At 69.7% G+C, this 11,878-nt stretch carries 7 protein-coding genes; 3 read left to right on the top strand and 4 right to left on the bottom strand.

Annotated elements, in window-relative coordinates; translation table 11 throughout:
- Positions 1-7 precede the first annotated feature (7 nt).
- The 4 genes from aspA to ACWEGE_RS28425 are packed head-to-tail and all read right to left on the bottom strand — an operon-like array spanning position 8 to position 4,384.
- Positions 8-1,399 carry an aspartate ammonia-lyase gene (aspA, locus tag ACWEGE_RS28410; RefSeq protein ID WP_449663496.1) on the bottom strand — a complete coding sequence of 464 codons (1,392 nt, stop codon included), beginning with the start codon at positions 1,397-1,399 and terminating at the stop codon, positions 8-10.
- Positions 1,396-2,313: an asparaginase gene (locus ACWEGE_RS28415; RefSeq protein WP_449663497.1), complete on the bottom strand. Its 918-nt coding sequence runs from the start codon at positions 2,311-2,313 to the stop codon at positions 1,396-1,398. Before ACWEGE_RS28415 ends, aspA begins: the two co-directional genes overlap by 4 nt.
- Positions 2,310-3,740, bottom strand: a complete 1,431-nt coding sequence (locus tag ACWEGE_RS28420; RefSeq protein WP_449663498.1) for an amino acid permease — start codon at positions 3,738-3,740, stop codon at positions 2,310-2,312. Before ACWEGE_RS28420 ends, ACWEGE_RS28415 begins: the two co-directional genes overlap by 4 nt.
- A complete protein-coding gene (locus ACWEGE_RS28425) occupies positions 3,737-4,384 on the bottom strand; it encodes a FadR/GntR family transcriptional regulator (protein ID WP_449663509.1) in 648 nt (215 codons plus the stop codon). Before ACWEGE_RS28425 ends, ACWEGE_RS28420 begins: the two co-directional genes overlap by 4 nt.
- A 366-nt stretch (positions 4,385-4,750) precedes the next feature.
- Here ACWEGE_RS28425 and dnaE point away from each other — a divergent pair, with 366 nt between their 5' ends.
- The 3 genes from dnaE (at position 4,751) to ACWEGE_RS28440 (ending at position 11,483) form a co-directional block, all read left to right on the top strand.
- On the top strand, positions 4,751-8,338 hold the full coding sequence (gene dnaE, locus ACWEGE_RS28430; RefSeq protein ID WP_449663499.1) for a DNA polymerase III subunit alpha: 3,588 nt from the start codon (positions 4,751-4,753) through the stop codon (positions 8,336-8,338).
- Between the two features lie 67 nt (positions 8,339-8,405).
- Positions 8,406-9,875, top strand: coding sequence for an MFS transporter (locus ACWEGE_RS28435; protein ID WP_449663500.1), 1,470 nt, complete (start codon positions 8,406-8,408; stop codon positions 9,873-9,875).
- A gap of 426 nt (positions 9,876-10,301) precedes the next feature.
- Positions 10,302-11,483, top strand: coding sequence for a low temperature requirement protein A (locus ACWEGE_RS28440; protein ID WP_449663501.1), 1,182 nt, complete (start codon positions 10,302-10,304; stop codon positions 11,481-11,483).
- Positions 11,484-11,878 lie beyond the last annotated feature (395 nt).

Here is an 11,878-nt window from a genome sequence, read left to right on the forward strand (position 1 = left end):
CCGTACCTCAGTTCGCGCGCGCGAGCCGTTCCGGCAACAGCAGCTTGGCCAGCTCTTCCGCCGGGATCAGGCCCTTCTCGACGACGAGCTCCGCGACACCCCGCCCGGTCGCCAGTGCCTCCTTGGCGATCTCCGTCGCGGCCGCGTAGCCGATGCTCGGGTTGAGCGCCGTCACCAGCCCGATGGAGTTCTCGACGTAGGCGCGCATGACGTCCACGTTCGCCGTGATCCCGGAAACGCACTTCGCAGCCAGCGTCCGGCAGGCCGCGCCCAGGTGCGTGATGCTCTCCGAGAGCGAGTGCAGGATGATCGGCTCGAACGCGTTGAGCTGCAGCTGGCCGGCCTCGGCCGCCATCGTGACGGTGACGTCGTTGCCGATCACCTCGAAGGCGACCTGGTTGACCACCTCGGGGATCACCGGGTTGATCTTGCCCGGCATGATCGACGACCCGGCCTGCACCGGCGGCAGGTTGATCTCGTTCAGCCCGGCTCGCGGGCCGGACGACAGCAGCCGCAGGTCGTTGCAGCTCTTCGACAGCTTCACCGCGATCCGCTTGAGCACGCCCGAAAGGTGCACGAACGCGCCGCAGTCCTGGGTCGCCTCCACCAGGTCCGCGGCGGTGACGACCGGCAGCCCGGTGATCTCGCGCAGGTGGCGGCACGCGGCTTCGGCGTACCCCGGCGCCGCGTTGAGGCCGGTGCCGATCGCGGTCGCGCCGAGGTTGATCTCGTGCAGCAGCGCGACGGCTTCGTTCAGCCGCTGCCGGTCCTCGCCGAGCATCACCGCGTAGGTGCCGAACTCCTGGCCGAGCGTCATCGGCACCGCGTCCTGCAGCTGCGTGCGGCCCATCTTCAGCACGTCGTGGAACTCGACGGCCTTGGCCGCGAAGGCCTTCTCCAGCACGATCATCGCTTCCGACAGCTCGCGCACGGCGAGGATCGTCGCGACGTTGACCGCGGTAGGGTAGGCGTCGTTCGTCGACTGCCCGAGGTTGACGTGCTCGTTGGGGTGCACCACGTGGTAGTCGCCCTTGGCGTGCCCGAGCAGCTCCAGCGCGCGGTTGGCGATCACCTCGTTGGCGTTCATGTTGGTCGACGTCCCGGCGCCGCCCTGGATGACGTCGACGACGAACTCGCCGTGCAGCGCGCCTTCGCGGATCTCCCGGCAGGCACCCGCGATCGCCTCGGCGATTTCGGGGGCGAGCAGGCCCAGCTCGGCGTTGGCGCGGGCCGCGGCCTCCTTGACCGCGGCGAGCGCCTCGATCAGGTGCGGGTAGGCGGCGAGCGTCGTGCCGGTGATCGGGAAGTTCTCGCGGGCGCGGGCGGTGTGCACGCCCCAGTACGCGCCGGCGGGGACGTCCTTGTCGCCCAGCAGGTCGTGTTCGCGGCGGGTGGTCATACGGTGCTCCCCACAGAAAGGTTTCCGGTGAATCGCAGGTTGTCCGGGCCGGGCGGGACCTCGGCCCCGCACAGCCCGAGCAGCGCGGCCAGCACCGGGTAGCGCGCCCGGTCCCCGCCGTCGGCGATCTTGAAGGCGATCGCCGTGCCGTCCGGCAGCGCGGCGACCTGGACGGCCTCGAAGCCGTCCTTGGCGATCAGCCCCGGCACCGCGCGCATGACCGCGGTGACGTCCCGCCGGCTGCCGCCGACCAGCTCCGGGTGCCGCCGGATGCCGTCGGCGACCAGGTGCTCCGGCGTGCCGGGCGCGGCGAGCGCGATCTTCGACACGGCCGTCGCGAGCCCGCGCAGCGTCGTCGCGAACAGCGGCGCGCCGCAGCCGTCGACGGCCACCCGGGCGATGCCCCGGCCGGTCAGGTCCTCGACCGTGCCGGCGATCGCGCGCTGCAGCGGGTGGGCCGGGTCGAGGTAGCCCTCGGCGGGCCAGCCGTTGAGCGCGCAGGTCGCGAGCATGGCCGCGTGCTTGCCGGAGCAGTTGTGCGCGAGCCGGTTCGGCGCCCGGCCCTCGGCGAGCCAGCGGTCGCGCTCGACCGGGTCGAACGGGAAGTCCGCGGGGTTGCCGAGCCGGTCCGGGGAGCGGCCGTCGAGGACCTCGAGGGCGGCGTCGAGGTGCATCGGCTCGCCGGAGTGGCTGGCCGCGGCGATGGCGAACCCGGCGGGGGACAGGCGCAGGCCGAGCCGTGCCATGGCGGTGGCCTGCAGCGGCTTCGCCGTCGAGCGCGGGTACATCGGGGAGTCGACGTCCCCGGCGGCGAACCGCGTCGAGCCGTCCGGGGCGAGCACCACGGCCGAGCCGTGGTGGACGCCCTCGACCAGGCCGTCGCGGATCAGCTCGACGAGGGGTTCGTGGCTCACATGCCCTCCCGGTCGAACGCGCGCATGTCGATCCGCTTGCGGACGCCGAACCAGCCCACGACCAGCGCGACCGCGATGGCGGGCAGCGCGAGCAGGGTGATCCGGCCGGTCTCGTCGAAGCCCATCAGCACGACGACGGCGGCGAGGAACACCAGCGTGGCGATCTCGGTGAAGGGCGAGAACGGCAGCCGGAACGACGGCCGCTCGAGGCCGTCGCGCTTCGCCTTGCGCACGAACAGCAGGTGGCAGAGCACGATGATGGCCCAGGTGGCGAGGATGCCGATCGCGGCGAAGTTCAGCACGATGTCGAAGGCCTCCTTCGGCACCAGGTAGTTGAGCCCGACGCCGAGCACGCAGACGGCCGCGGTGAGCAGGATCCCGCCGTAGGGCACGTGGTTGCGGTTCATCACGCCGGTGAACTTCGGCGCCGAGCCCGCCATCGCCATCGACCGCAGGATCCGGCCGGTCGAGTACAGGCCCGAGTTCAGGCTGGACAGCGCCGCGGTGAGCACGACCAGGTTCATCACGCTGTCGGCCGCCGGCACGCCCAGGTGTGAGAGCACGGTGACGAACGGGCTCTGGTCCTTCGTATAGGAGCTCCACGGCAGCAGCATCGCCAGCAGCACGACCGAGCCGACGTAGAAGACGAGGATGCGCCACATGATGGAGTTGATCGCCTTCGGCATGATCTTCTCCGGGTTCTGCGTCTCGCCCGCGGCGACGCCGACCAGCTCGACCGAGGCGTAGGCGAACACCACGCCCTGCACGATCAGCACCATCGGCAGCAGCCCGGCCGGGAAGATCCCGCCGTGGTCGGCGATCAGCTGCGGGCCGCCCGCGACGCCGTCGACCGGCGTCTGCGTCACCAGCAGGAAGATGCCGATCACCATGAACAGCACCAGCGCGGCGACCTTGACGATGGCGAACCAGAACTCCATCTCGCCGAACAGCTTCACCGACACCATGTTCAGCGTCAGGACGACGGCGAGGGCGATCAGCGCGAGCACCCACTGCGGGATCGGCGAGAAGAACGACCAGAAGTGCGCGTACAGCGCGATCGCCGTGATGTCGGCGATGCCGGTGGTCGACCAGTTGAGGAAGTGCATCCAGCCGGCGACGTATGCGCCCTTTTCGCCCATGAACTCGCGGGCGTAGGAGACGAAGGCGCCGCTGGAGGGCCGGTACAGGATCAGCTCGCCGAGCGCGCGGACGACGAAGAAGGCGAAGAGCCCGCAGACGGCGTAGACGATGGCCAGCGCCGGGCCGGCCTGGGCGAGCCGGCCGCCCGCGCCGAGGAACAGGCCGGTGCCGATCGCGCCGCCGATGGCGATCATGTTGACGTGCCGGGACTTGAGGGCCTTGTGGTAGCCGGCGTCGCCCGCGTCGGCGGTGGTGCCGGTCGTGGCCGGGAGGGTCTGTTCGGTCACTGGTCCCCGTTCACGATGCTGTTGAGGGTGGCTTCGACGTGCTCCAGGTGCGCGGACATGGCCGCGACGGCGGCGCTCTCCACGCGGCTCTCGATCGCCTTGACGATCGCCCGGTGCTCGATGTTCGACTGCCGGCGCCGGTCGCCGAGCTGGTTGAGGAAGGCGGACTGACGGGCGAGCGCGTCCCGGATCTCCTCGATCACCTTCCCGAACACCGGGTTGCCCGAGGCCTGGGCGATGGTGATGTGGAAGAGCGAGTCGAGGGCGACCCACGCGGTGTTGTCGGTCTCGGCGTCCATCCGGTCGAGCAGGTGGGCGAGCAGGTCGAGGTCGTCCTGGCTGCGGCGGAGGGCCGCGTACCCGGCGACGGGGATCTCGACGTGCCGGCGTACTTCGATGAGGTCGCGGGCCGAGTAGGGCCCGAAGGTCGGGTTGTCGGCCGGCCCGGTCGCGGTGACGAACGTGCCCTTGCCGGTCTTGGACTCGGTCATGCCGAGCGCCTGCAGCCCGCGGAGGGCTTCCCGGATGACCGACCGGCTGACCTCGAACTCCCTGCTCAGGGCGGCTTCGGAGGGGAGCTTTTCGCCGACGGCGTGCTCGCCGCGTTCGATCGCGGAGCGCAGGTGGGCCAGCACGGCTTCCATGGCGCTCACCCGGCGGGGACCACCTTGTCCGGCTGTCTGGCTGTCAGACAGGTTCATGGCCGGAATGCTCGATCCCGCCGCCGCCGGTGTCAACGCGAGGCGACCCGGCTGTGGCCCAGCTCACGCCCTGCGGCGGGCGGGTCCGGCGGCTCGCGGACGCCGGTTCCGTCACGCGCGGGGACGGCCCGGCCGCGGCGCGTGTCGTGATCGTTTCCGCCCGAAGAGGGGGCGTGTCCCAGCGGCGGAACACCATCGGCGAGGAGCAGAATCGACCCCGGCGAGCACGTGTCGGGACTGTCGGTGCCACGGGTTAGGGTGGGAGACCCCGGCGCGCCGGTCCGATCCACCTAGGGGAGGTTTTCGCTGGTGTCGAACGATTCCTTCGTCCACCTGCACGTCCACACCGAGTACTCGATGCTCGACGGTGCGGCGAAGATCGGTCCCCTCTTCGCGGAGGCGGCGCGCCTCGGCATGCCCGCCGTCGGCATGACCGACCACGGCAACATGTACGGCGGCGACGAGTTCTACCAGCAGTCGAAGAAGCACGGCCTCAAGCCGATCATCGGCATCGAGGCCTACATCGCCCCGGAGAGCCGGTTCCACAAGAAGCCCGTGTTCTGGGGCCAGTCCAACCAGCGCGGCTCGGACGAGTTCGGTGAGGGCGGCGACGTCTCCGGTGGCGGTGCGTACACGCACATGACCATGCTCGCGTCGAACGCCACCGGCCTGCGGAACCTCTTCAAGCTGTCCTCGCTGGCCAGCATGCAGGGCTACTACCGCAAGCCCCGGATGGACCGCGAGCTGATCGCCGAGAACCACTCGGGGATCATCGCGACCACCGGCTGCCCGTCCGGCGAGGTGCAGACCCGGCTGCGGCTGGGCCAGAAGGAAGCGGCGATCCAGGCCGCGTCCGACTACAAGGACATCTTCGGCGCGGACAACTTCTTCCTCGAGCTGATGGACCACGGCCTGCCGATCGAGCGGTCGGTCCGCGAAGGCCTGCTGGAGGTCGGCAGGCTGCTCGACCTCAAGCCGATCGCGACCAACGACTCGCACTACGTCGTCAAGGAGCAGGCCGACACGCACAACGCGCTGCTGGCCGTGCAGTCGGGCAAGACGCTCAGCGACCCGAACCGGTTCAAGTTCGACGGCAACGGCTACTACCTCAAGTCCGCCGCCGACATGCGCGAGTACTGGGACAAGGAGGTCCCCGGCGCGGCCGACAACACGCTGCTGATCGCCGAGCGCGTCGAGTCCTACGAAGAGGTCTACTCGCACAAGGACCGGCTGCCGTTCTTCGAGGTGCCGGAGGGCTACGACCAGGGCGGCTGGCTGCGCGAAGAGGTCAAGCGCGGCCTCAAGTGGCGCTTCCCGGACGGCGTGCCGGACGAGTACTACAACGAGCGCATCGAGATCGAGCTCGACGTCATCATCGGGAAGGGTTTCCCGGCCTACTTCCTCATCGTCGCCGACCTCATCAGCTACGCCCGCAAGGTCGGCATCCGGGTCGGCCCCGGCCGTGGTTCGGCCGCCGGGTCGCTGGTCGCGTACGTCCTCGGTATCACCAACCTGGACCCGATCCCGCAGAAGCTGCTGTTCGAGCGGTTCCTGAACCCCGAGCGCGTCTCGATGCCCGACATCGACATCGACTTCGACGACCGCCGTCGCGGCGAGATGATCCGGTACGCGACCGACAAGTACGGCGCGGACAAGGTCGCCCAGGTCATCACCTTCGGCACCATCAAGACCAAGGCGGCGATCAAGGACTCCGCGCGCGTCCACTTCGGCCAGCCGGGGTACGCGATCGCGGACAAGATCTCCAAGGCGCTGCCGCCGCCGATCATGGCGAAGGACATCCCGCTCTCGGGCATCGTCGACTCGAAGCACGAGCGCTACGGCGAGGCCGCCGAGGTCCGCGCCCTGGTCGAGACCGACGACGAGTGCAAGACGATCTTCGAGACCGCCCGCGGCCTCGAAGGCCTGATCCGCAACGCCGGCGTCCACGCCTGCGCGGTCATCATGTCCTGCGACCCGCTGACCGACGCGATCCCGCTCTGGCAGCGCGACGACGGCTCGATCATCACCGGCTGGGACTACCCGTCGTGCGAGGCCATCGGCCTGCTGAAGATGGACTTCCTCGGCCTGCGCAACCTCACCGTCATCGGTGACGCGATCGACAACATCAAGGCCAACCGCGGGGTCGACGTCGACCTCGACACCCTCGGCGTCGACGACCCCGAGACGTACAAGCTGCTCGCCCGCGGCGACACGCTCGGCGTGTTCCAGCTGGACGGCGGGCCCATGCGCGACCTGCTGCGCCGCATGGAGCCCACGGTGTTCGACGACATCGTCGCGGTCGGCGCGCTCTACCGCCCCGGCCCGATGGGCATGAACGCGCACAACGACTACGCCGACCGCAAGAACAACCGGCAGAAGGTCAAGCCGATCCACCCGGAGCTCGACGAGCCGCTGCGGGAGATCCTGGCCGACACGTACGGCCTGATCGTGTACCAAGAGCAGATCATGCACATCGGCCAGAAGGTGGCCGGGTACACGATGGGGCGCGCGGACGTGCTCCGCCGCGCGATGGGCAAGAAGAAGAAGGAAGTCCTCGACAAGGAGTACGAGGGCTTCGAAGAGGGCATGCGGAACAGCGAGCTGGTTCCGGGCGGGTTCTCCAAAGAGGCGATCAAGGCGCTCTGGGACACGATCCTCCCGTTCGCCGGGTACGCGTTCAACAAGAGCCACGCGGCCGCGTACGGCCTGATCTCGTACTGGACCGCCTACCTCAAGGCGAACTTCCGGGCCGAGTACATGGCCGCCCTGCTCACGTCGGTCGGCGACAACAAGGACAAGTCGGCGGTCTACCTGTCCGAGTGCCGCCGGCTCGGCATCAAGGTGCTCCCGCCGGACGTCAACGAGTCGGCCCTGCGCTTCGCGGCGGTCGGGGACGACATCCGCTTCGGGCTGGGTGCGGTCCGCAACGTCGGCGCGAACGTCGTCGAGTCGATCATCAAGACCCGCGAGGAGAAGGGCAAGTACGCCTCCTTCACCGACTTCCTCGACAAGTCCGAGCTCGTGGCCTGCAACAAGCGGGTCATCGAGTCGCTGATCAAGGCGGGCGGCTTCGACTCGCTCGGCCACACCCGGCTGTCGATGATCCAGGTCCACGAGGACGCGGTCGAAGCCGTCGTCCCGCTCAAGCGCCAGGAGGCGATGGGCCAGTTCGACCTGTTCGGCTTCGGCGGCGACGAGGGGGAGGCGGCACCGTCGTCGTCCCCGCTCGCGCACCTGAAGTTCGGCGAGGAGGAGTACCCGCGCAAGCAGCTGCTCGCCTACGAGCGCGAGATGCTCGGCCTGTACGTCTCGGCGCACCCGCTGGACGGCGCCGAGCGGATCCTGCGCAAGCACGCCCCGAAGCCGATCGCGAGCATCCTCAACGACCCGCCGAAGGAAGGTGAGCTCGTGATCTCCGGGCTGATCACCTCCCTCGAGCGGCGGGTCAACAAGAAGGGCGAGCCCTGGGCGATCTGCACGGTGGAGGACATGGACGCCTCCCTCGAGGTGCTGTTCTTCCCGAAGTCGTACGCGCTCTTCGCGAGTGAGCTGATCGAGGACAACGCGGTCCTGGTCAAGGGCCGGGTCAACTGGCGCGAAGACAAGATGTCGGTCTTCGGCGGCGGCCTGGCGACCCTCGACCTGTCCGAGGTCGGCACCGGCAGCGGCGACGACGAGCCACCGCTGGTGCTCCTGGCGGCGGCCGAGAAGATCGACCAGTCGGTGGTGAGCGAGCTGCGGTCCACGCTGCTGGCGCACAAGGGGGAGACCCCGGTGCACCTCAAGCTGGTGGGCAAGAACCAGACGGTCTTCGCGCTGTACGACTACCCGGTCAAGGTCAGCTCGATGCTGATCGGCGAGCTGAAGGGCATCCGGGGCATCACCGCGTCGACCTGACATTTCGAGAGGCGGGATCCGTGCGCACAACGCGCGCCGATCCCGCCTTTCGTGTTTGCTGGACACGATGACGTACGAACCCGACCCCCGCCGCTGGAAGGCGCTTGCCGTCTCGCTCACGGCCGGGTTCATGGGCCTGCTCGACGTCAGCATCGTCAACGTCGCCCTCCCCTCGATGCAGGCCGGCCTGCACGCGAGCAGCGGCGGCATCCGCTGGGTCGTCTCCGGGTACGCCCTGGCGTTCGGCCTGGTCCTGGTCACCGGCGGCCGCCTCGGCGACGCGTTCGGCCGCCGGAACATGTTCCTCGGCGCCCTCGCCGCCTTCGTCCTCACCAGCGCGCTGGCCGGCGCCGCCCCGAACGAGACCACCCTGGTGCTCGCCCGCCTCGCCCAGGGCCTGGCCGCGGGCATGCTGACCCCGCAGAACACCGGCCTGATCCAGGACCTCTTCCGCGGCGCCGAGCGCGGCCGCGCGTTCGGCATGTTCGGCGCGGTCGTCGGCATCTCGACGGCGGTCGGCCCGATCCTCGGCGGCGCCATCATCGCGGTCTTCGGCGCCGAGGACGGCTGGCGCTGGGTGTTCTACGTCAACGTCCCGATCGGCGTCCTCGCGTTCTCCCTCGCGCTGCGCCTGCTGCCGCGCAGCGAGAAGAAGCAGCTCAAAATCCGGCAGGAGATCGACTTCGTCGGCATCGTGCTGCTGGCGGTCGCCGTGCTCGGCGTGCTGCTGCCCGTCATCGATTCCGACAGCGGCGGCTTCAAGCAGCTGTGGTGGCTCTTCATCGTCGCCGCGGTGTTCGGGTTCGCGTTCGTGCGCTGGGAGCGTTCGGTGGTCCGGCGCGGGCGGTCGCCGCTGCTCGACACCCGCCTGTTCACCGGCACCCCCGGCTACGCCTCCGGCGCGGCGGTCGGGGCGCTCTACTTCTGCGGGTTCGCCGGGATCTGGCTGGTCTTCGCGATGTACTTCCAGCAGGGCCTCGGCTACTCGCCGCTGCAGTCGGGCCTGTCGGTGACGCCGTTCGCGCTCGGCTCCGCGGTGTCGGCGGCCGTCGCCGGCCGGCTGGTGCCGCGCTTCGGACGACGGCTCACCGTCACCGGGCTCGCCATGGTCGCCGTCGGGCTGCTGGCCGTCGCGCTGCTCGCGGAACTGGTTCCGCCGTCGGCCTCCGGCTGGGCGTTCGCGCTGCCGCTGGTGTTCGCCGGGGTCGGCGGCGGCATGGTGATCTCGCCGAACACGACGTTGACGCTCGAATGCGTGCCGGTCCGGATGGCCGGGGTCGCCGGCGGCGCACTGCAGACCGGGCAGCGGATCGGCACGGCGATCGGCACCGCGGTGCTCGCGTCGGTGTTCGGCCTGGTCCTCGGCCACGGCTATCCCGTGGCGCTCACCGTCGCGCTGGGGTGCGCGGCCGTCCTGACGTGCGGCGCGCTCGCCCTGGCCGTCGCCGAGCTGCGGGCCCGCCGCCGCCGGGCCTCCGAAGACGAACGCGAGGCGCGGCAGGCCGAAACGTCCGCGGCCGACGTCCACCGGACCTGAGACACTACTTTCCGCAGATTCGCGATGCTCCATCCGAGTGACGAGCGCGGATAGACACTGGTGCTACGGAGAGCAACCGGGTAGATCTTATGGAGCCTTCACTGCGCGGCTTCGGCTACCGACAGTGGCAACGAGTCGGCCACCCGGGGATGGGGTGACCGGCTTGAGCGATCGAGGCGTCCGGAGTTCGAGGGAATGGACACACTCGGTCACCTTCCGTCCAGTGGGTGTCGGCGTCCGCGGGGGACCGTCCGGCACTCGCGGAAGGACTGCCCATCGGTGCCCGCCGGCGCGTGACGGCGGCGGGCGGGCCCGGGGGAGGGGGAACCGGGCCCGCCCGTCTTCTTCACCCGTGTCGTGCCCGCCGGTTGCGCCCCGCTCGTGCTGGGATGATCGCGTCCGTCCGAGGCCGACGCGGGGAGTCCGATGACCGAGCAGCCGTCCCGGATCCGGGTTTGGTACCGGCCGATGCGTTCCCGCGACCGCGGTGAGCACCACCGCGTCGCGACGCCGCTGGAGCTGCTCTTCGACCTGTGTTTCGTGGTCGCCGTCGGCCAGGCCGCGGCCGCGCTGCACCACGCGCTCGCCGAAGGGCACGCCGCGCACGGCGTCACGTCGTTCGCGATGGTCTTCTTCGCGATCTGGTGGGGCTGGCTGAACTTCAGCTGGTTCGCCTCGGCGTTCGACACCGACGACGTCCCGTACCGGCTGGCCACGCTCGTGCAGATCGCCGGCGGGCTGACCATCGCGGCCGGGGTGTCGAGCGCGTTCGAGGGCGACTTCCGCGTGATCGTCGCCGGGTACGTCCTGATGCGGCTGGCGATGGTGGTCCAGTGGCTGCGCGCGGCGCGGTCGGAGCCGGAGTGCCGGCCCGCCGCGTTGCGCTACGCCACCGGGATCGTGGTGGTCCAGCTGCTGTGGATCGCGCGGCTGTGGGTGCCGGGGACCGCGGGCGCCGTCGGGTTCGTGGTGCTCGTGCTGGTGGAGCTCGCCGTGCCGGTGTGGGCCGAGAGCAGCGGCGGCACGACGTGGCACCCGCACCACATAGCCGAGCGGTACGGCCTGTTCACGCTGATCGTCCTCGGCGAGGTGATCCTCAGCGCGACGAACGCGATCAAGGAGGGCACCGCGGAGCCGGGGCACACCGGTGCGCTGATCTCGCTGGCCGCGGCCGGGCTGGTGCTCGTGTTCTCGATGTGGTGGCTGTACTTCGACCGGCCGGGCCACGCGCGGCTCGTCCGCCGCCCGACCATGTTCACGTCGATGAGCTGGGGCTACGGCCACTACTTCATCTTCGCTTCGGCGGCGGCCGTCGGCGCCGGCCTCGAGGTGGCGGTCGCCTACGACACCGGGACGCTGCACCTCGGCGGGGCGGCGGCCGCGTTGCCGACCACGATCCCGGTCGCGGTGTTCCTGCTGAGCGTGTGGCTGCTGCACATCGGGCCGACCAACGAGTGCCGCCCGATCGCCATCGGGTTCCCGGTGACGGCGGTGCTCGTCCTGGCGGCGTCCTTCACGCCGGCCCCCATCCACATCGCCGCCGGGCTCGCGGCCGCTCTGGTCGTGCTGACGGTCGTGGCGACCCACGAGTCGCCGCTGCCGGCTTGAGCGCCTATCGGTGCAGGTCAGCGGCCTGGCGCGAAAAAAGGGACCCCCCTGTGCAAGGGGGTTTCGGGGGCATGTAAAGTTCTCCAAGTCGCCAGGGAAACCGAGCGGCCGCCGGGAACACGAACCAAGCTCCCACGATCGTGGTAGAGTGGGTGGTCCCGAACCAGGGTGGTATCCCTGGAACAAAGCTTGAAACAAAAGCCGAAGACCAAGGCGCCTTCGCGGCGCGGCGGTCCGAAGTGTGTTGCTTGAGAACTCAACAGTGTGCTAGTGAACTAAGCCAGTAGAGCTTATATGAAACCCCTCGTCGGGGTTTCCTTTGAGAGCAATACATTTGCCTCGATTGAATTCGAAGACATTGTTGGAGAGTTTGATCCTGGCTCAGGACGAACGCT

It is taken from the genome of Amycolatopsis sp. NPDC004747 (assembly GCF_053601335.1).

Excerpts from the sequence above, each read along its gene's own strand:
- aspA (WP_449663496.1), bottom strand. The coding sequence starts at position 1,399 with ATGACCACCCGCCGCGAACACGACCTGCTGGGCGACAAGGACGTCCCC.
- ACWEGE_RS28425 (WP_449663509.1), bottom strand. The coding sequence starts at position 4,384 with ATGGAAGCCGTGCTGGCCCACCTGCGCTCCGCGATCGAACGCGGCGAG.
- ACWEGE_RS28435 (WP_449663500.1), top strand. The coding sequence starts at position 8,406 with ATGACGTACGAACCCGACCCCCGCCGCTGGAAGGCGCTTGCCGTCTCG.
- ACWEGE_RS28440 (WP_449663501.1), top strand. The coding sequence starts at position 10,302 with ATGACCGAGCAGCCGTCCCGGATCCGGGTTTGGTACCGGCCGATGCGT.